General features: G+C 66.4%; 20 protein-coding genes. 4 read left to right on the top strand and 16 right to left on the bottom strand.

Annotated features, from left to right (window positions below; genetic code table 11):
- Positions 1–131: 131 nt before the first annotated feature.
- From QA861_RS22005 to QA861_RS21995, 3 genes are all read right to left on the bottom strand, one after another.
- Complete coding sequence (locus tag QA861_RS22005) at positions 132–1,121, bottom strand: DUF5926 family protein (protein ID WP_334590013.1); 990 nt, start codon at positions 1,119–1,121, stop codon at positions 132–134.
- Between the two features lie 137 nt (positions 1,122–1,258).
- On the bottom strand, positions 1,259–1,897 hold the full coding sequence (locus tag QA861_RS22000) for an ATP-binding protein (protein WP_334590012.1): 639 nt from the start codon (positions 1,895–1,897) through the stop codon (positions 1,259–1,261).
- Positions 1,898–2,091: 194 nt separating this feature from the next.
- Complete coding sequence (locus QA861_RS21995; RefSeq protein ID WP_334590011.1) at positions 2,092–2,901, bottom strand: glycerophosphodiester phosphodiesterase; 810 nt, start codon at positions 2,899–2,901, stop codon at positions 2,092–2,094.
- A gap of 289 nt (positions 2,902–3,190) precedes the next feature.
- On the opposite strand from QA861_RS21995, the gene QA861_RS21990 reads away from it, so the two are divergent.
- Positions 3,191–4,672 (top strand): S1C family serine protease, encoded by a 1,482-nt coding sequence (locus tag QA861_RS21990; protein ID WP_334590010.1) that lies wholly within the window; start codon positions 3,191–3,193, stop codon positions 4,670–4,672.
- A gap of 319 nt (positions 4,673–4,991) precedes the next feature.
- Here the strand turns inward: QA861_RS21990 and QA861_RS21985 are convergent, their stop codons facing one another.
- From QA861_RS21985 to QA861_RS21950, 8 genes are all read right to left on the bottom strand, one after another.
- A complete protein-coding gene (locus QA861_RS21985) occupies positions 4,992–7,076 on the bottom strand; it encodes an ATP-dependent nuclease (RefSeq protein WP_334590009.1) in 2,085 nt (694 codons plus the stop codon).
- Positions 7,077–7,292: 216 nt separating this feature from the next.
- Entirely contained in the window at positions 7,293–8,690 is a 1,398-nt protein-coding gene (locus tag QA861_RS21980; protein WP_334590008.1) for a tyrosine-type recombinase/integrase, read from the bottom strand.
- A complete protein-coding gene (locus QA861_RS21975; RefSeq protein ID WP_334590007.1) occupies positions 8,684–8,890 on the bottom strand; it encodes a helix-turn-helix transcriptional regulator in 207 nt (68 codons plus the stop codon). Before QA861_RS21975 ends, QA861_RS21980 begins: the two co-directional genes overlap by 7 nt.
- Positions 8,887–10,350, bottom strand: coding sequence for a replication initiator (locus QA861_RS21970; RefSeq protein ID WP_334590006.1), 1,464 nt, complete (start codon positions 10,348–10,350; stop codon positions 8,887–8,889). The genes QA861_RS21975 and QA861_RS21970 overlap by 4 nt, the downstream gene beginning before the upstream one ends.
- A gap of 153 nt (positions 10,351–10,503) precedes the next feature.
- The gene (locus QA861_RS21965) at positions 10,504–11,208 is read right to left on the bottom strand and encodes a DUF2637 domain-containing protein (RefSeq protein ID WP_334590005.1); all 705 of its coding nucleotides are present in this window, start codon (positions 11,206–11,208) and stop codon (positions 10,504–10,506) included.
- A gap of 57 nt (positions 11,209–11,265) precedes the next feature.
- Positions 11,266–12,672: a cell division protein FtsK gene (locus tag QA861_RS21960; RefSeq protein ID WP_334590004.1), complete on the bottom strand. Its 1,407-nt coding sequence runs from the start codon at positions 12,670–12,672 to the stop codon at positions 11,266–11,268.
- Complete coding sequence (locus tag QA861_RS21955; protein ID WP_334590003.1) at positions 12,669–12,881, bottom strand: hypothetical protein; 213 nt, start codon at positions 12,879–12,881, stop codon at positions 12,669–12,671. The genes QA861_RS21960 and QA861_RS21955 overlap by 4 nt, the downstream gene beginning before the upstream one ends.
- Entirely contained in the window at positions 12,878–13,228 is a 351-nt protein-coding gene (locus QA861_RS21950) for an SCO3933 family regulatory protein (RefSeq protein ID WP_334590002.1), read from the bottom strand. Before QA861_RS21950 ends, QA861_RS21955 begins: the two co-directional genes overlap by 4 nt.
- 171 nt (positions 13,229–13,399) lie before the next feature.
- Here QA861_RS21950 and QA861_RS21945 point away from each other — a divergent pair, with 171 nt between their 5' ends.
- Positions 13,400–13,891, top strand: a complete 492-nt coding sequence (locus QA861_RS21945) for a GntR family transcriptional regulator (RefSeq protein ID WP_334590001.1) — start codon at positions 13,400–13,402, stop codon at positions 13,889–13,891.
- A gap of 387 nt (positions 13,892–14,278) precedes the next feature.
- Here the strand turns inward: QA861_RS21945 and QA861_RS21940 are convergent, their stop codons facing one another.
- The 4 genes from QA861_RS21940 to QA861_RS21925 form a co-directional block, all read right to left on the bottom strand.
- Positions 14,279–14,506 carry a hypothetical protein gene (locus QA861_RS21940; RefSeq protein ID WP_334589999.1) on the bottom strand — a complete coding sequence of 76 codons (228 nt, stop codon included), beginning with the start codon at positions 14,504–14,506 and terminating at the stop codon, positions 14,279–14,281.
- A gap of 259 nt (positions 14,507–14,765) precedes the next feature.
- On the bottom strand, positions 14,766–15,602 hold the full coding sequence (locus QA861_RS21935) for a protein kinase family protein (protein WP_334589998.1): 837 nt from the start codon (positions 15,600–15,602) through the stop codon (positions 14,766–14,768).
- Positions 15,603–15,679: 77 nt separating this feature from the next.
- Positions 15,680–16,123 (bottom strand): glycine-rich domain-containing protein, encoded by a 444-nt coding sequence (locus QA861_RS21930; RefSeq protein WP_334589997.1) that lies wholly within the window; start codon positions 16,121–16,123, stop codon positions 15,680–15,682.
- A 249-nt stretch (positions 16,124–16,372) separates the two neighbouring features.
- Positions 16,373–16,615, bottom strand: coding sequence for a hypothetical protein (locus QA861_RS21925; protein WP_334589996.1), 243 nt, complete (start codon positions 16,613–16,615; stop codon positions 16,373–16,375).
- A gap of 114 nt (positions 16,616–16,729) precedes the next feature.
- Here QA861_RS21925 and QA861_RS21920 point away from each other — a divergent pair, with 114 nt between their 5' ends.
- Entirely contained in the window at positions 16,730–18,070 is a 1,341-nt protein-coding gene (locus tag QA861_RS21920) for a helix-turn-helix domain-containing protein (protein ID WP_334589995.1), read from the top strand.
- On the opposite strand, the gene QA861_RS21915 is transcribed toward QA861_RS21920, so the two are convergent.
- Entirely contained in the window at positions 18,048–18,581 is a 534-nt protein-coding gene (locus QA861_RS21915; protein ID WP_334589994.1) for an NUDIX hydrolase, read from the bottom strand. The genes QA861_RS21920 and QA861_RS21915 overlap by 23 nt on opposite strands.
- Positions 18,582–18,944: 363 nt before the next feature.
- On the opposite strand from QA861_RS21915, the gene QA861_RS21910 reads away from it, so the two are divergent.
- Positions 18,945–19,544, top strand: coding sequence for a hypothetical protein (locus tag QA861_RS21910; protein ID WP_334589993.1), 600 nt, complete (start codon positions 18,945–18,947; stop codon positions 19,542–19,544).
- Positions 19,545–19,567 lie beyond the last annotated feature (23 nt).

Below are 19,567 nucleotides of genomic sequence, written 5' to 3'. Positions count from 1 at the left end.
CGCTAACAAGAGATCGGCAGTTCGCAAATTCGATCTCGGCTATTCGGACACCGATTCCGTTGTTCTCACGGGGAGTTGTGACTGGAGTCACCCCCGCCCGAGGCACCGGAATCGATGAGTCCGACTGTGCGTCAGCTGAGCGTCACCTGGCGGTTGGTCAGGCCGCCGCGCGCGCGGCGCTCCTCCGGGGTGAGCGGCGCGTCCGAGGCCAGCGCGGTGGCGAGACGGTCGGCGAACTCGGCGGCCGGCTTCTCGACGTCCTCCGCGGTGACGCCGGTCGGCAGGTCCCAGACCGGGACGGTGAGGCCGTGCGCGCGGAAGGAGCCCACAAGGCGGGTGCCCTCGCCCAGGCCGGCCTGCCCGGCCGCGTGCAGCCGCGCGAGGGCGTCGAGCAGCTGCTCCTCGCCGTGCGGCATCACCCAGCGCAGGTGGTTCTTGTCCGGGGTCTCGCACCAGTACGCGGCGTCGACGCCCGTCAGCTTCACGGTCGGGATGGCCGCGTCGTTCGCACGCTCCAGGGAGGCGGTGACGTCCGCCGTGGCGTTCTGGGCGTCCGGAACCCAGAACTCGAAGCCCGTGTGCACAACTGGCTCGAACACGCCTTCAGGGTCGAGCAGGTCCTGCAGCCGCGGGCTCTCGGCCGGGGCGCGGCGGCCCTGGACGGGCGTGCCGGGCGCCGCGGTGAGCGCGCGCTGGAGGGTGTCGGCGAGGTCGCGGCTGATGTCGCCGGACGCCGTGTCGTTCTGCAGCCCGAGCAGGACCGAGCCGTCGTCACGGCGTAGGGCGGGCCAGGCCATCGGCAGGACCGTCGCGAGTGTGACCGAGGGAACGCCCTCGGGGAGACCGCCCTTCAGGGTCAGCTCCACGGTGGCGGCGGGGACCAGCTCGCGCAGAGCCACCCAGTCGCCCTCTCCGGGCAGGCCCTCGAAGGGCCGGTGCACCAGTTCGGTCACCGCGTGCGCGGCGGCCCGGCCGTGACAGGCCTTGTAGCGCCGGCCGCTGTCGCAGGGGCAGGGCTCGCGGGCGCCGACAACCGGAAAGTCCCCATCAGCGCCTCCGGCGCGGGCTCGGTCGGACAGCTGAGGCCGCGAGGCCTTGGTCTGGGGTCGCTTCTTGGCCATCGTGGGTGTCTCCCGGTTACGGCTCGTCTCGTACTGGCGCGAGCCTAGCCGTTCGTACGACGGCCGACGGGACCCTGTGGACAACGCACCGGCACCGGCGTCCGGACCTGTGCGCACCGGCCGCTGCCGGTGTGCCGTCAGTCCATGTCGTCGAACACGTCCGCGAAGTCCAGGTCGGGTATCGCGGACATCGAGCGGCCCGTGACGCGGGTGGCGAAGTCGGTACGCCGGTGGCCGGCGCTCGGGTCGTGGACGTCGTCGTTGACGACGGCCCACACCGTGACCTCGCCGCGGGTGTCGTCCCGGACGCCCCAGTCGTTGGCCAGCGCCGTGATGATGTTCAGCCCGCGACCGCCTCGCGCCGTCACCGAAGGGGTCGACGGAACCGGGCGGGTCGGGCCGCCCCCGTCTGTCACCTCGACGACGAGTCTGCCGCCGGAGTCCACGCGCCACGCGGCCCGGACGTCGCCGTCACCGGCCAGCGCCTCGCCCAGTGGCCGACCGTGTTTGCACGCATTGCTCAAGAGTTCGGACAGGATCAGGACCGCGTCGTCTATGACCGATTCCGCCACACCGCCCGTGCGCAACTGATCGCGCATCCGGTGTCTTGCTTTCCCCACGCCCGCAGGGCCATGGGGAACGGCCATGCTCGACGACGTGGGCACCTCCTGTGCCACCACCAACGCCACCCCCGAGACCTCCTTTGCCCCACGCCACGGTGTGAATGCCCCTTTGGCCTGTACCGGAAACCGCCCCTTCCGCCTTCGGTGACGCACTCGAGATGATCGAACACGGACCGAACGCGCCGGTGCACTCCCTGTAACCGAGTGGCCGGATTTCGACGGTATGGCCGAAGGTGGAGGTTTCCTCACCCGGACCGCCAGGTCAAGAGTCCGGACGCGAACCGGAGTCGGAGTCGGGTAAGAGACGGCTCACGGCCGGAGGTCTGGAGTCGCGGAAGGGTGGCTGGTCAGCGGCCCAGTTGCCGCAGGACAGCGCCCGGGCGGTTGGTGATTACGGCGTCGATGCCGAGGTCGACACAGAGATCGACGTCCGCGGGCTCGTTCACGGTCCACACGTGTACCTGGTGACCGGCATGTTTCAGCCGCTCGATGTACACCGGGTGACTGCGCACGATCCGGATGGAGGGGCCGGCGATCCGCACCCCTGTGGGCAGCCGCCCGTCGCGCAGGCGGGGTGAGAGGAACTGGTTCAGGTACACGGTCGGCAGGGTCGGCGCGGCTGCCCTGACGCGGTGCAGCGAGCGCGCCGAGAAACTCATGACCCGTACCTGTGAATCGGTCGGCGACTCAGGGGCGTCCAGGCCGAACCGTTTGAGCAGGAACAGCAGCCGCTCCTCGACCTGGCCCGCCCACCGCGTGGGGTGCTTGGTCTCGATGGCCAGCTCCACCCGCCGCCCGGCGTCGGCGACGAGTTCGAGGAGTCGCTCCAGGGTGAGTACGGAGGTGTCCTCGCGGTCCTCCGGGCGGTGTTCCCAGTCGGGGGCCTCGTCCCCGGTCTTCCAGGAGCCGAAGTCCAGGGCGGCGAGGTCGGCGAGCTCCAGGGCGGAGACAGCGCCGCGGCCATTGGACGTACGGTTGACGCGGCGGTCGTGGACGCAGACGAGATGGCCGTCCGCGGTCAGCCGTACATCGCACTCCAGGGCGTCGGCGCCGGCCTCGATCGCCTTCTTGTAGGCGGCCAGCGTGTGCTCGGGGGCCTCTTCCGAGGCTCCGCGGTGGGCGACGACCTGGATCGGGTGCTGTCGTGCGTGGGTCACCGAGTCATGGTGTCACCGTCGAAGGGCGGACGTGACGTCGTGGGTGCCCGATACGCGTAACAGATGCTCACGGTTGTGCGACTTGTCGGATATAAAGAATAGCCCCGGACCCACAGGCACCGCTTATGGTGCCCTGACGGCCTGTGGGAAAAGCTGACGGCATACAAAAGGACACGCACAAGCTGAATCACGTACCGACCGCCACCCGTATGAACGGGTACGCGCACGTGTGATCGGGCGTGACCGAGTGCGACCGAGAAGGACAGCCGTGGATCGAGGAGAAAGAGCTGTGAGCACCGAGAACGAGGGCACTGCGGTACCCCCGGCCCCGTCCGCACCTCCCGTGCCGGTGGAAGCTCCTGCTGCCTCCCCGCAGGCCACCGCGCCCGAGGCCCGGACGACTCCGCTCCCGCCGGTGCCCCAGGACGCCCCGGGCGCACCGGAGCCGGAACCGGCGCACGCGGGCCAGGTGCCGGCGTACGCGTCGGCGGGAGCGCCGGACGCCGCACAGGGCGCCGCTACGGGCCACGAGGCAGCGGCCTGGCCCCCGCCTCCGCCGCCGGCGACACCGTCGTACATGGACGGTGGAGGCGGCGGCGACACGGGCGCACCCTGGGGCGCCACGTACGACCAGCAGCCGAAGCCGAAGTCCGGGCGCGGCGGGCTGTTCGCCGCGGTGCTGGTGGCTGCGCTGGTCGCCGGCGGCCTGGGCGGCGGCCTCGGCTACACGCTGGCCAAGGACAACGACAACTCCACCACGTCGACGACGGTGTCCGCCGCACAGCAGACCGGCGGCGACCTGAAGCGCGACGCCGGCACGGTCGCGGGCGTGGCCGCCAAGGCACTGCCGAGCACCGTCACCATCGAGGCGGAGAGCTCCAGCGGCGAGGGCGGCACCGGTACGGGCTTCGTCTTCGACACCCAGGGCCACATCGTCACCAACAACCACGTCGTCGCGGACGCGGTCGACGGCGGCAAGCTGACGGCCACCTTCCCGGACGGCAAGAAGTACGACGCCGAGATCGTCGGCCACGCACAGGGCTACGACGTCGCGGTCATCAAGCTCAAGAACGCCCCCTCGGATCTGCAGCCGCTCACCCTGGGCGACTCCGACAAGGTGGCCGTGGGCGACTCGACGATCGCGATCGGCGCCCCCTTCGGCCTCTCCAACACGGTGACCACGGGCATCATCAGCGCCAAGAACCGCCCGGTGGCCTCCAGTGACGGCAGCGCCAGCAGCAAGGCGTCGTACATGAGCGCCCTGCAGACGGACGCGTCGATCAACCCGGGCAACTCCGGTGGCCCGCTGCTCGACTCGGCGGGCAACGTCATCGGCATCAACTCGGCGATCCAGTCCTCCAGCAGCGGCGGCCTGAGCACGGGCCAGTCCGGCTCGATCGGTCTGGGCTTCGCCATCCCGATCAACCAGGCCAAGTACGTCGCCCAGCAGCTGATCAAGACCGGCAAGCCGGTCTACGCGAAGATCGGCGCCTCGGTCACCCTGACCGAAGGCACGGGCGGCGCGCAGATCAGCCAGAAGGGCACAGACGCCGCCGACCCCGTCGAGGCGGGCGGCCCGGCGGCCGCGGCGGGCCTGAAGCCCGGCGACGTCATCACCAAGCTCGACGACCACGTGATCGACAGCGGCCCGACCCTGATCGGCGAGATCTGGACCCACAAGCCCGGCGACAAGGTCCAGATCACCTACCAACGAGACGGCAAGACAAAGACGGTCGATCTGACCCTCGGCTCCCGCGAGGGCGACAACTGACCCACACACGCACGGTCAGACCCGTTACTCTTGTCCCGCGCCGTGTTGATCACGGGCGCGGGTGGGTTGCCCGAGCGGCCTAAGGGAACGGTCTTGAAAAACGCGAGAGCGTGACAGCGTTCCTGAGGGTGCGGATCGCACCGCCGTTGCAGGTCATAGACGTGCTGGTCAGAAGGGGTGCCTCTCATTGAGGGGTGCCCCTTCTGCGTGGGGCTGTCTCACCGTGGCGCGGCTCTGTCGCGTTGTTGATCAGCGTGTGTGGACCAGGCGTGGACCAAGCTCCGGTGCCTCGGATTGTGCTTCGCAGAGCTGCGGGATTTCACGAGAAGATTCGACGGAAGATCAGATCGAACTCAGACTCGTGGTCACCGACAAAGGACTCCAGAGCGCGCAGCTCCTCGGCTGTCGTGTAGGTGTCGCAAAACAACTGCGCTCTCGCAATCTTCTCGCCTTTGAGGGACTCAGGGTAGTAACTCTCGATGGCGCCCCGCTGCAAGACAAAAATGCCCTCAGACCGCAACTTGTCAATGAGAGCTTGCTTGGCAGCCTTTAGCGGAGGCGGATCGGCAGCTGCGAGTTCATCCAGCCGCTTCTGGGAGTTCGTATGGGAGAAGAAGAGCTCGATTTCCTTCGCGAGCACCTCCCACTCGCAGATTCCATTCTTGTGATCTTCGGCTTTCTTGGTGACGCTTTCCCAGATGGATTTTATGTCAGGAGAATTCTGGACGTCTCGAAGTTTTTCGCTCTTGATTTTTGCGTCTGCCGCGAAATTGGCCTCCGCAATTTGATGGAGGGTTTCCATTAGCTTCTGACGAAGAGCCGCAGCTTCATCACTAGCTCCCAGCTTGTTGAAGCTCTTGAGCAACGAGTCAAGATCGGTAAGAGTGAAGACTGATACGCCGAAGGATTCGAAGAAGCGCCGGTAGCGTTCCACGCTACCTTTGCCGCCAACTTTGGCAACCGCTACACCGCGCTTATTGAGGTCCCAATCGGGATTCAGGGTGCGGGCGATGTGGGGGATGAGGATTTGGTCACTGTCGCCCTCTACAAGAAGTACGGCGTCAGAGAAGAACGCTGCATCGTTATTCTCTTGGGTGACGATCTGGAATTGGTCACGGGCATCCATGTCCGTGAGGTCGATCGAGAGGGATCGGCCCGCCGGCGGAGACATGGATTGATCCTTGACCATCTTCACGAACGTTCCGGTCGCACTGGCTGAATAGAACTGTGAAGAATGCGTGGTCACTAGCACGTCGTTGTAGCGCGAGAAGATCTTCAGCGCATCGAAGAGTTGGAGCTGAGCCCGCGGGTGAAGGAAGACTTCTGGTTCCTCGAAGAGCAGCAGGCAGGGGCGAGCATCCGTCTGATCAGCCGTCTCCGACCGCAGCTCAACATAGGCTCGCAGGATTGCGAACGTGACCGAGCGCTTAAGGCCGTCACCTTTGGTACTGAAGTGTCCGCTCACGCCGTCATCGATCTCGATGGACGCGCCTGACAAGAGGCTACGCAGTGTCGGCGGCGGGACAGATATCGCGACCGAGGCCCCAGGGAAAGACTGTTTCAAGTTCCGCTCGATTGCGTTTTCAACAGCCTGCACCTCGGGCATTCGTTCATCTTTCAACACGCCTTGATCGTCTACTGTCACATTCAAGGCCGTGTGTAGTTCAGAGAAGAGCTTGGCAACTTGCCCAAGCTGCGGTTCGATCTGTCCGAAAAGAATACTCAGCAGCTTGCCGAATGTTGCGCTTTCGCCGGTCTTTAGCTCGTCGCTAAGTTCCTTCACGGCCGGGATGTAGATTACGTCCGGAAGGAATGGAGTTGCCGAGCTTGCAATACCTGTAGGAAGGGGAATCTCTCCTTCTTTCATCTCCTCCTTGGGCAGGTTGCTGACGTACTCGTCGAACCAGCTGCGAAATCCAACTTTAGTTACCCGTCCGTTTTCTGGGATTACGTACTCCGGATAACGATAGCTCACCGCCTCCTTCAGGTGTTCTCCTGCGGCCACGGATATCACTTCTTCCATGGCTGTTTTGGTGAAGCGTTCCTCTCTTGGGATCCAGGTGACAATTTTGACTTGCATCTTGCCGTCATGAGGGTACTCGCGGATGAGGGTCATATGCCCATCAAATACGTGCTTCTCGATCCTCTTTCGGTGTTCATCTTCAAGCCGAGAGAGGTCTGAATCGCCGACTTCGCAGAAGGTTGCGTGGATGCGGACCGAGCGAGATCGGTCGTAGTAATCTGCGTCGGATAGCTTCGGCCCTTGGAGGAAAGTGTGCAGTGCTTGCACAACGGAGGACTTGCCAGCGCTATTTTCCCCGATTAGGCATGCAAACTTAGATATTGAAATCTCGACATCGCGGAGGCTGCGGTAGTTCTCGATGCGGAAACGTGAAATGCGCATAGCCGTCCCGATGTCGCTGCGTGGGCCTCTGTGTCTGGTTCTGGCGGGCAACAGGGGCCTCTGGGGTAACGGGAGCCTACAAGCAGACAACTCGCCCCACATCGCATTTCACGAATGAGGGGCGAGTTGCGGATTTTCGCGCAAATAATGGATAAATGCAATACTTCGATATCTATAGCGCCTTTTATATTGATTAGTTACTTTAGTGGGCTTCCTCTAGTGCTCATCAGCAGCAGCGTCAAGTGCCCGCTCGATCTGCTGGTTCGCGCGCTGCTGGTTGCGATGGATCGCCTTGGCGTAGAAGCGGAACAGAACCGCGATGCTGTGGCCTGCCCGGCGTGCGACCTCGGCAGGGGAGACGCCGGACTCAAGCCAGAGCGAGACGCCCGCGTGGCGCAGGGAGTACGGCACGTCAGCCAGCGGCGAGGACGCCTCAGACTCCGTCAGCACTGCGAGGCGGGCCGCCTTCCACGCCTCCCCGTATTCCTTGGACAGGAGGTGGCCGCCCTGGGTCGCCCGGAAGAGCCGGCCGTCTTCGGCGGTGCCGAACTCCTTGATGTGCTCGCGGACCAGGCGCACGAGAATCGGCGGGATCGGCACCGGCCGGGTTGCCTTGCGGGCACGCTTCTTCAGGCCGCGCGTATCGAACGACTCGCCGGTGTCGGTCCATCCGGAGCCGACTCGGGCCATGCTCACGGAGAGCAGGACTTCACCCCAGCCCTCTTCGGGAAGGGTGAAGTCGTCCTCACGGAGACTGGCCGCCTCACCAGGGCGGTTGGCTGCGTAATAGAGGCAGCCGAAGAACGCCATGAGGTGTCGGCCGCGTTCGCCCTGCTCGCCGACAGCGTCGATCAGTGCCTTCGCCAGCTTGGGGCCGGGGACGAACCGGAAATCGATCTCGTCGTCAGTCTGGGGCGGGGTCCAGTCGACCTTGTCGAGGGGCAAAGTCGTCAGCAACTCCCGCTCTACCGCGTACCGGAGGCAGTTGCTGAAGACTGTCCGCTTGCGGTTCACCGTGTTCTCGGCAGCGGCCGTGCCGTCCTGCTTCAGCTTCAGCGCGTCGAGCGCCGTACGGACCACGGAGGGCGTGTTGAGGGCGGTGATGTCCACGGACTTCCGGCCGATCCAGTCCAGCGCGGCCACGACGTCGGCAGGAGGCTCTTCGACGTCGAGGCGCGGCCTCAGTGTTCCTTCATCGCCGAGGACGAACCGATAGACCCACGAGTAGAGCGCGATCCGGAGCACCTTCGGAGCCGGGGCCCCACGGTTGTCCTTGACGAGCTTCGGCGTGATGGTGGCCAGCGTGTCAGCGATGCTCGCGCGGTGCTTGGCCGAGGCGCCGGGCCACTTCATCTCGGCGTACGCGCGGGTGTGGGCGTACCAGGTGGAGGAGTTGAGCGCCTGGACCTCCGAGGCGGGCAGGCCGGTTTCCGTGTCGAACTGCTCGCGGTTGCGCAGGGCGGTCAGCAGTTCCGAGCGTCGCCCGTCGGCCTGAGCCTTGATCTTGTAGCTCTTGGAGAAGGGGCGGGGGCCTACGCGCCAACGGAGTTGGTGTGCCGCCGCGCGGTTGGGCCGTTTCCGGATGCCCCAGATCTGGACGTCGTAGGTCAGCATGCTTCCTCCACCTCGCAGCCGTCGAACCAGGCGTCGAGGTCGGCCCGGCGGATGCGTATCTGACCGTTGGGGAGCTTCAGATGCCTCGGTGCCTGGCCCCGGGCCCGCATTCGGTAGAAGGCGGCGCGGGAGACCCTGATCTCAGCGAGTGCTTCGACCAGTGTCAGCGTCCGCTTGTCAGCGGTGGTCGGAGTGGTCACAGCCAGGGTGCTCCTTCGTACTTGAGGCGTTCGGTGTAGGCCCTGTCGTGGCGGACCTGGGCGGCGAGGAGTTCTTCGTCGGGGCGGTAGCCGCTGCTGAGGTAGGTCCAGGAGGAGGCGGTGACGAGGGTGGTGTTCTCGTCGTCGACCGGAAGGCCGGCCCGGACGCGGGCGGCTTCGGCCTGAGCTGTACGCCAGGCACGGCGTACGTCGCGGAGGGCGCCGAGGGTGGTCGAGTACGCGCGCGATTTGCTGGAGAAGTGGCCGCGGAAGCCGAGCATGTGCGCCCACTTCCAGAGCTTGAGGTGGGCGAACTCGGGGAGGTGGCCGAGTGCCCAGGCGGTACGGATCATCTGCCGGGCGTGCTGCTGGACGGCGAGGTTGGTGAGGGGTTCGGCTTGGCCGGTGCCGTCGCAGTCGGCGCAGAGGTCGCGGAAGCCGTCGGGGCCGCGTACGTGGCCGCGTCCGGCGCAGGGGCGGCATACGAGGGTGCGGTCCACGGTGCCCGCGCCCTCTGCGTTCTTGGTGGCGTACTTGGCGACGTATCCGGCGACCTTGGCGTCCGTGAGTTCGCCGTTCCCCAGGGCGGAGATCTGATCCACCTTGAAGCGGTCGCCCCACCGGATGACCCGTTCGCCGACCGCGTCCGAGTCGACGAGGAGCCGGGCACGTTCGACCGCCAGGCCGACGGCGACCCGGAGGGCATCGAAGGTGGCCCAGGGCGGGGGCGAGGTGGTGTGGCCGTCGGGACCGTCGAAGCGGACGACCGCGTGGAAGTGGACCAGGCCGCGCTGTTGGTACTCGGCGACTTTGGCGAAGGAGACGCGGAGGGCTGCGTTGAGTGCCTTCTGTGTCATGCCGAGGTGCTCGGCGAGGGCGCGGCGCAGGTAGGTGGTGAAGCGTGCCCACAGGGCCCCGGCGTGGGCGTTCCACAGCACGGCGCCGCTGTAGTCGTAGCTTGCCGGGCGTAGTGGGGTGCCAAGTTCGGGGGCGTCCTGGGCATGGCTGTCGCCGCATGAGCAGGGGCGGGGCTTTCCCGCGTTGGTCGTGGGGCGGTTGTGGACGGGGCCGAAGGACGGGGCGGTGAGGGTGACGAAGGCGCGGGGATGGTCGCGGACGGTTTCGGCGACGTTCTTGCCGCCGGACAGTCCGGCCTTGATCAGGTGGTAGGTGTCTGCGGCGTAGAGGTGGGAGCAGGCGGGGCAGCGAGAGGCACGGCGGTTGCCGCAGGTGGTGAGGAGACGGCCGGAGGGTTCGTCCTCGGAGCGGTAGGAGCGGACCACTTGGTTGGTGGTCTGGTCGGTGGTGGTCGTCCAGCCGTGCAGGTTGACCGGGCTGGTGCAGCCCCGCAGGTCGCGGACCTGTTCGGTGACTCGGTCGAAGTTGTCGGTGTTGGCCAGTTCGACCAGGTCCCGCAGACCGGGGCTGATGACGTGGCGCAGGTCGAGGGGGCGGCGCATGGGTGGCGGGGTGTCCCTTCTGGCACGAGGGTGGGCCCTGCGGGCAGCAGCGATTCAGTGCGCTCGGGCTGCTGCCCGCAGGCATGACAGGTCGGGCCCAGGGGCGGGCGACGGTGAGGGAATTTGCTGGAGGGGCCAGCCGAACGGTGTGGTTTACAGAGCGGCGTGAAGCGCGGTGGCCATGGGCAGGCCGATGCCGAGTCGCGTCTTGAGCTGGGCCGCTGTGATCGGTTCGGCGTGCTCGGTGTGGTGGGCCGTGGCGATGGAGCGTGCTTCGGTCAGCAGCGGCTCGGGCACCTTGACCGCAGGCGAAATGGGAGCCGGGGCCGTGCGAGGAGCGACCGGTGCCGGGGCCGGAACGGTGAGAGGCACCGCAACAGGGTGGGATACGTCAGAAGCTGTCTCAGGCTCCGGCTCGATCTTGTTCGGCAGCGAAGCCGGTACGGCGGGGTGCGCAACGGTGTGGAAGGCGCGGAGGAGTTGCGGGCCGACGGCGCCCCAGCCGAGTAGGAGCAGCGGGGCCACCGCGTCAACGGCGGCGCGGCCGTAGTGTCCGGCGACGATCGGTTCTGCGACGTTGAGAGCCAGGGTCAGCAGTCCGGAGAAGTGCATGAGACGGGTGGCGGCCGTCATCTGTTCGGTGGGCAGGCCGCGCAGGGAGAGATAGCGCAGGGCGACCAGGAGGCCGACCACGGATAGGTCCACCATCGGAGCGATGAGCGGTGCGATCGGGCCGGGGACGCCGAGGCGCAGGGCGAGCGACCAGACGTTGCCGAAGGAGAAGACGAACGCCAGCGCGGCAATGACGATCATGACGGCGGTGATGGTGCGTTGAGTGATCCGGTCCTCTGTTGTCATGGGAGTTCACCTCCTCTCCTGGGCGTCGGGAACGTGTTGACGCTGAAGGTCTGCGGCTCAGACGTCGAGCTTGGTCAGGTCCACGTCCGCCAGGCGAAGGCCGAGGAAGGCTTCCAGGAGGGCGCCCGGGTCGGCGGTGAGGTTCGCTGTCTGTTCGGCAATGAGAGCCGCTTCCGCGTCGGGCACGTAGGGCGTACGGATACGGACGAAGCCGGGTTGTGACTGGTGGTTCATCGACGCGACGCCGACGTAGGTGGGGTCTTGGAGGTTGATGGGGTTGGCGTCCGGCCATTCCCGGATCTCTTCGCCGAGCGCGGCCACGGCGGCTTCGGCGGTCTTCTGGGCGAAGCTCAGGCCCACGGGGCACACGTCGCGGATGAAGGTGGGTATCGCGTCGCCGGTGGACTTCTGAGTGGTGAGGATGACGAGCAGTCCCACGGACCGGCCCTTCTTCACCAGGTCTTCCACGAGCCGGGCGTTCTCGGCGGCGAGCGCGGCCAGCTTCTTCGTCTGCTGGTCGCTGCCCTTGTGGTCGCGGAAGTAGGTGTGCGCTTCGTCGACGATCAGTACGACCAGGGGCCAGTTCTCGGAGGGGCCGACGTCCCACATGGACTTCACCCCGAGTACCTGGCGCACCGATGCCGACCGCGCGCGGCGCAGTTCCACAAGCTGCCGGAACAGCTTGTTCGCCTCTTCCAGGTCATCGCCCACGAAGGCAAACATGCGTTGGACCCAATCGGCGTAGTCACCTTCGTACGCAGCCGATACCTTGCCGTCCGCGCAGGCGAACTGGACTGCGGGAGAGGGTGCCCAGTCGGAGAGAAGCCGGTTGATCAGGCTGGTCTTGCCGAAACCGGGAAGGCCGGCCACGGTCACGCCGGGCACCTGCGTGAGGTTCACGGACACGGGTTGCGCGTACTCGTCCAAGCCCAGATCCCACTGGGCTGTCTCCTCCGGTGCGTCACCCGTGGGGTGGTGCTCGGTGGGGAACTTCAACGGATCCAGTCGCACACCCCGGATGAGGATCTGCCCAGGCGTGTACTGAGTGACCGCCACCCGCGTGCAGCGCCAGGCGTCCGCGAGGTGCGGCGCCGCCTTCTGGAACTGCGTAAGCCCGATGCCAGGCAGGCACTGTGCCCGCGCGATCACCCCATACGCGTCGTGCTTCACCTTCAGGGCAGGGATGAGGACACGCGGCTTGATGGGCTTGCCGTTCGTGTTCGCCAGCGACGCCAGCGCGGTCGGGGTCTTGTCCGTGGCCGACAGCTTGAGCATCGGTGCGAGCCGCTTCCAGCCCCACCGCACGCGTATGGCCTGCCGTATGGACTGCCGGGTCATGGAATCGGCGCGAACGTAGCGGACTATCCACCAGACCGCCCATCCGACGACCACGGCGAGCACCAGGGCGACGACGAGCGGGACGTGACCGAAGATCCCTTGCGCCGGTGCGTTCGGATCCTTCATCTGTGACTCTCCAACGGGTTGTAGAGGAAGGCCGTGAGGGCCGATTCAAGGGCCGCCCGATCCGCCGACGTGTCGAGGCGGGGGAAGCCGTAGGCGACGAGCACGGCCGCCACCGAGGTCACGAGAGACTCGGTGACCTGGGCATCCGGCCCGGCGTGAGGCAGCGGGTAGCTGCGCTCAGCGCCGAACCGGAAAGCGGTGCCGCTCACGCCGCCTCAGCGGCCGGGGCCACCAGGTCGAGTCGGCTCGCGCGGTAGGCGATGCCGTCCGAGAGCGAGCCGTTGAAGATGCGCGCCCACGGAGTGGCGAACAGCTCCACCGGCATGACCGGGACACCAGGCCGGAGCCCGTTGGGCAGACCGGTTTCCGGAACGGTGATCTTCAGAGCCTCGGCGCGGTCCTCCTCCATGAAGAAGAGGGTGATCGTGTAGAGCTTCGCGCCGGTCTCACGGTCGGTGGCGAACTGCGTCTTCTCCTGGTCCGCGTACTTCGGCACCGGCAGGGTGCCGACCATGAACGAGGAGGTGGGGAGCAGGCCAACACGGATGCGTGCCATGGGAGTTGATTCCTCTCGATTGCGCTCCACCGGGGCGGTGGGGCGTGCTCTCCATTGAACATAGCAGACCTAGCAGTGTCAAGTGAATCGGGTGAGCTAGGTATCAACTGACATAGGCCACCTATGTCAGTGGGGTGTGCTAGGGGTGCTAAGAATCGCTACTCTTGGGCCATGAGCCCCGCGCCAGAGAGCAAGCAGGACCGTCGGCCGCCGTATCAGCACGCCGCCGACGAGATTCGGCGCGACATCTTGCATGGGCGGATCAAGCCGGGCGAGCAGATGCCGTCCATCCGCGAGCTACAGGAACGCTTCGGTGTGGCCAACATGACCGCGAGGTCTGCGCTCAACGTCCTGCGGGACGAGGGGCTGATCTACACGATCCATGGTCGGGGCAGCTTCGTCGCGGACCACGGTGCCGGCGGGGAGCTCTCGGCGGACTACACCGCTCCGGCTTGGTACTTGGCGAACAGGGGCGAGGGGCACGGCCAGGCCGACCAGGGGGAGGGCGGGCCCGACGACACCGAAGCTGCCGCAGTCGCCGGGACCACCCTTGCCGAAGTACTCACCGCACTACGTGACGAGATCCGTGCTCTCAGCGTTGATCATCAGGAACTGCGGCGCGAGGTAGAGGAACTGAAGGCAGCTCAGCAGCCGAAGCCGTAGTCCTGAGCTGGGCCACTTCCTCTCGCAACTCCCTGGTCTCTCTGCTGAGACGAACGACCATGGCCCGCATCTCCTCGATCAACGCGACTACTTGATCCGTGTCCCCGACCTGAATGCTGGTCGACCCCATTTCGTTGTCCGGTATGTGCTCGGTCATCGCTCCCCGCTTGCCGCCGTGCCGTCGTTCCGTGCCGCACTTGCTCGAACCGTCGGGGCATGCCCACGGCATCCGTGCCTCTCCCAGGTCGATCGACCGCTGCCCATCGGTGCTGTTCAGAGTTTCTTTACTGGATCAAGGCGGACCGCCTACGGCGGCCCGCGCGCGCTGGCGGCCAGGGGCCGCCGCCGCTCCCTGTCTCCGCCACCGCTGCGGCGGCCCCCGTCCACTCAGCGCGCAGCACCGCCAAGGCAGACAGCCAGACCAGGAAGCAACTCGCCCAGCCCGAGCACCAGGAGTACGACCAGCACCAGGACCAGGCCGAGCCCGAGCGCGCACGACCCCGCCGTCCGGGTGGCCGTCGTTTCGAAACCGGGCAGCGTGGCTGATGCCAGTACGGGGTTGCTGGAGACATACGTGACGGGTGCTCGTTCGGCGCACTCGCCGTCTTGGCTCACTTTCGGTGGTGCACGTCAGAACCGTGCTTCCAATGGCCGCCTTCAACCGCCGTCCTCTCTAACTCAACAACAGCTGTCGGGGGTTGTCGCCGCGCCCGAATCCGAGCACGCCGACCGCCCCGGTACCATCGGCACCGGGGTCCTGATCAGGGATTCCACGACCGGACCACCCGGAATGCTGTCCAGGCTGAGGGGTGGTCCGGTCTCTTGTTGTTGGCGTCTGCGCACTGCTGACGCGAGGTGGGCAGGGTTTTGGGGATCAGGTCAGGGCTTTGACCACCTCGAAGATGGTGGGCCGATCCCCCGGTGTGTGGCTGAGTATCGCGTCGACCAATTCGCCTAGCTCACCGGGCACTTTCACGGGCCGACGTCGGCCGTTGGCAACTGCCTCTCGCTGCACAGGTCGCGGAGCGTCGTCCGGGTACTCGACCGCCCGCCAGCCCGTGGCGGAGATGAGCAGCGAGGCCCCGAGCGCGTAGATGTCGGCTTCTGGTGTCGGCTCGGCTTCTCCGGTGTCGAGGACGCTGCGTGCGATCTCTGGTGCTTCGTAGTGGACGAGGCAGCCGCGGAAGGGGAAGTCGTGTCCCTCGGGTACGTGGCCGCCGTGGGCGAGGGCGAGGTCGATGAGGTGTGTTCGTTCCGGGCCGATGATGAAGTGGGCGGGCTGTACATCGCCGTGTGCCCAGCCTTTGGCGTGGAGGTCGGCGAGCGCTTCGGCGCATTCCAGTGCTTCGCTGGTGTCCGGTGCGATGGGCGAGTCCTTCGTGCGGCAGCGCTCCCACAGCCGGTACAGGTCCGGTCCTTCGTGCCACGGCTGGTAGTTCCAGGTGCCGTGTTCCCATTCGCCGTACGCGCTCTGCTCGACGCCGAGGCGAAGCAGAACGGCGCCCTCGCGTGCGGGCGCGAGCGCGGTCCAGGGCTGGGCAGGCCAGTCGGCCGTAGCCTCGACCGGATAGCCGATCTTCACGGCGTAGTGGCCCCGGTGGCTCTCCACCTCCCAGACTATGGAGCCTCGACGGTTGATGACCATGCGCTGCGTCGTGGGCATGAGTGCGTCGAGCACCACGATCGGCAGTTCAGGGGTTGAGCCCGGCAACGTCTCATCCCTTCCAGGGTTCAGGCGAGCGCGGCCGACCACGAATTCAGGCCGGCCGCGTCGCAGTTGTCGTGTGGCTAGGCCTGACCGTACGGTCGGCCGCAGTCCGAATCGCACTGCGCGAGATTCACGCCGTTCACGGTCCACAGGTCGTCGAAGACCATGAACCCGGCCGCCTTCATAGCGCGTGCGGAGGCGGCGACCATCTCAGGGTCGCGGGCGCCTCCACCCCGCTTCGGGTTGTGGTGCAGGTAGCGGCCCGCGTACCGCTCGCACAGCGCGGCGTACTCCTTCGTGTGCAGGATGAGCGCGTGGAGGCCCAGGTCCACGTCATCGGACGGGACCATCGGAACGGTGGCGGTGGCCGCCGTGACCAGGAACGCCACCGCCTGGTCCGCGATCCGCTCCGCGCGCTCGGCCGACTGCCCGTTGTGGATGACCACGAAGTGGGCGAGGCTCTCGAATACTTCCTCACCAGCCACCGCGCGGCCGGTCCGCTGATCGTTCGCCGTTGCCGTCATATGCAATCTCCCGGTGTGAGGTGGTGCGTGGCACGGGCATGCCGCCTTGATCGCCGAGCTGGGCTCTTGCAGACGATCAGGGGGCAGGTTGGAGGCCGGCCCCGGACGGGGACGGGGGAGCCGTGAACTGGCACCCGTCCGGGGCGGCCGGTCTACTGGCGGATACCGAGGGCGCGCCGATCACCAGGCCGCACGAACCGCTGATGCAGATGATGAAGAGGACTCCGGCGTACCGGCCGATGGCGCGCATCACAACCCGCCCAGACTGTTGCCGTTCTTGATGGTCAGACGTGCGCTCAGTTCCTCCCGCGCGCTGAGCGCCACCACGTCGTCCGGGATGGCGTCCCACTCCAGGCCGCCACGGATCGGCCGCATCTGCACACGGCCCCCGCACTCGCCCATGACGACGCCGATGAGGTCCCTGACGCTGTCTTTGGCCAGTTCACCGATGCCTGGTCTGGTCTGCTGTTTGCTCGCCATGCACACGAGCATCGCGAACTGGGTAGCCTCGCCAAAAGGTCAGGCTGATTACCCAACTTGGGTAACATCGCGGCAAGTAGAGAATCAGCGACGTTGCGTAGCCCTCGCAGGGTGGGAGCTTGCCCGATGCCCGACGCCGACCGGCCGCAGGAACTTCCTGCCAGGCTGCTCACCGATCCTGAGATGATCAACGCGTGCCGGGTACGGGACTTCGGCAAAGTCTTCCGGCTGGTCAAGACCAGGGCGGGCATCTATCCGTCGAAGATCGCCAGGCGATGCGAGCTGACACCCAGCCGAGTCGGTGAAGTGATCGCCGGGCGACGCCAGTTGCTGCACATGGACGTCGTCGAACGCATCGCGGACGGCTTGCGCATCCCAGGGCACATGCTCGGGCTTGCTCGTCGCCCCTGGGAGACGCCCCAGGCTCTCGTGGTCACCCAGCGCGAGGCACCGCAAGCGCCGGAGCCAGAGCCGCAGACACCCGCGTCTCTGCCGGGACCGGACGTAGACAGCATCCTGGCGTTGGCCACACGAACGAGCCTCAGCAGCGCCACACTTGATGCGTTCCGATCCTCCATCGAGGACTACTGGCGACGGGACGACCAGCACGGCGGCGAAGCTCTGAGGCCGGCCATCGTCGGTCAGCTCCGGCATGTCGTGGGACTGTTGAAGGAGAGCCGACCGCCGTCCATCCAGAACGGCCTGTACGGAATCGCGGCCGAGTTGGCGCGCCTCACCGGCTGGACCTACTTCGACGCCCGCCAGTACAACCAGGCCCGCGCGTACTTCACCGAGGCCCTGCAACTGGCCAAGGAAATCGACGACCGCCAGTTCATGGCCAACGTCCTGGCCTGCATGAGCTTGCAGGCCACGTACCAGGACAAGCCCGGGGACTCCTTGGCACTCGTGACCGCCGCCCAGGACCAGGCCCGCCCAGCTCTCGGCACCACGCCCCGCGTCATGTCGATGCTGTCCATGCGGGAAGCCTTCGCCCACGCCACCCTCGGCAACCGGGACTCCACCCACCGGGCAATCGGGGAAGCGCACCGCCACTTCGAGCAGATCCAGGCGAACGACCCCGACCCGTCATGGGTGACCTACTTCGACGAGCTGAAGCTCATAGTCGACACCGGCATTGCTCACGGCCGACTCGGGGAGGCAGCGACCGCTGAGCCCTTGATCGCGGATGCTCTGCGGCGGGAGAACAGCACCAACCAACGCGGCCGGGCGTTTCACACGTTCTGGCTTGCTCGTACGCAGCTGGATCAGGGCAAGCTTGCCCAGGCGTGCCACACCGCCACGCAAGCTCTGGAGCCCGCGTCGGCGGTGTCCTCCGAGCGAGTGTCGGGCCATCTCCGCGAGTTCTACGAGCAGTTGGCCCCGCACAGGCGGGAGCCCGTAGCACTGGCCTTCGAGGCACGGCTACGGGAACTCCTCCCACCGATCAGCGGATCGCTTCATCCATGAGCACGTACAGGAGGCCGACGAGGGATCCGCTGCTGACGACCTCGCGGCGGTCGATCATCCCGCGCACCTCGCTGAGGGGTATCCACTCGATGCGGTCGGACTCGTTCTTCTCCGTGGGCGGCCCGTCGTAAGTCGCGCCGTCCGCACGGAAGACGTGATGCTGCGAGTCGGTGATCCCGTTGGCCGGCTCGGCGTAGATCAGGGGCTTGATGGGACCAGGGCGCCAGCCCGTCTCCTCCAGGACCTCACGGGCCGCCGCCTCCTCCGGGGACTCACCTTCCTCGACCAGGCCCATGGGCAACTCCCAGGCCCAGGAGTCCGTGATGAAGCGGTGCCGCCACATCATCAGCACCTCCTGGCGGTCGTTGACCACGGCCGCCACGGCCAGGTGCCGGAGGCGCACGACGTGGTACTCCCACCTGCGCCCATCAGGCTGCTGGACGTCGACCAGACACAGGTTCACCCACTTGTTCGTGTAGATCTGGCGCTCACCGTGGGTCTTCCACTCCATGCCTTCGGCCCCTCTCGATCGGGTTCCAGGATCGCAGACGGCTCCGGAGGGGGGCGCCAGTTCGATGCTTTTCGCGTCATGCTGACGAGATGTCCTGTGAGGTAGCCCGGGCTCCGGTTGGGGTGACCGAACGCCAGAAAGAATCCAAAGAGCGACGGCGCAGGATGTTCGTCGAAGCCTCAGCTTGGGAAGCTTGGGGCTTTGACAGGTGATTCGCGGGCTGACCAGCGGCGGAGCTGCTAACCGGGCCGGACTGGCCGGCAGCGTACTCCCCGCCGTTCCCCGGGGTTGCCCGCACGACCTGGCATGCGTCTGGCACGACTGCCGGTCACCTGCTCTCTTCCATCCCTGAATAAGAGGCCCATGAACGTGGACATAGCGACGGCCCTCGTGGGTTTCGGTGGCGCGGTTTTGGGTGCAGGCGCCTCACTGGCAGGGACGTGGCTCACTCTCCGGAAACAGTCGGAGGACGCTCGCGAAGTACGCAGATACGAGATCGGCAGACTGGCAGGTGAAGAGGCCCTGACGACACTCCTCCAGCTACGTGAATACCTGGAGACAGTGACGGTGTCGACAGGGCCGATCAGTCCGGATCCGTGGGAGGAGCACGCTACGGCGTCGCTCACCAGGGCTGCTGTCGCCATTGGTCGCATCCCTGGTCAGGCTCTGCCCGACCGAATCCAGAAGCCCTACAACCTGGCTCGCGCATACAGGTATGCCGGCCCCCGGCATCCGCTGCGTGTCCGTTGGGTGCGCTTGATGGTCGAGGACATGATCAGCGTGCTGCTCGAATACCTACGCCAGGAAGAGCTACCGAAGGTGAGCCGCAACGTCGAGCAGTTTCAGGAGACTTACGACCGACGGAAGGAAGCCGAGCGTCGGGACTACGACCGTCTGCGACGCGAGGCCTTAGACGACGGTGACCCTGACTTCACCCCCGACGACGCGCCTCTCGGGTCGTGACAGTCATTCAGCAGCGGACCGTT

The organism is Streptomyces sp. B21-083, from assembly GCF_036898825.1.
In the GTDB taxonomy this organism is placed as follows: Bacteria; Actinomycetota; Actinomycetes; order Streptomycetales; family Streptomycetaceae; genus Streptomyces.
The sequence above is the reverse complement of the archived record's forward strand: the minus strand, read 5'-3'. Positions and strand labels throughout refer to the sequence as shown.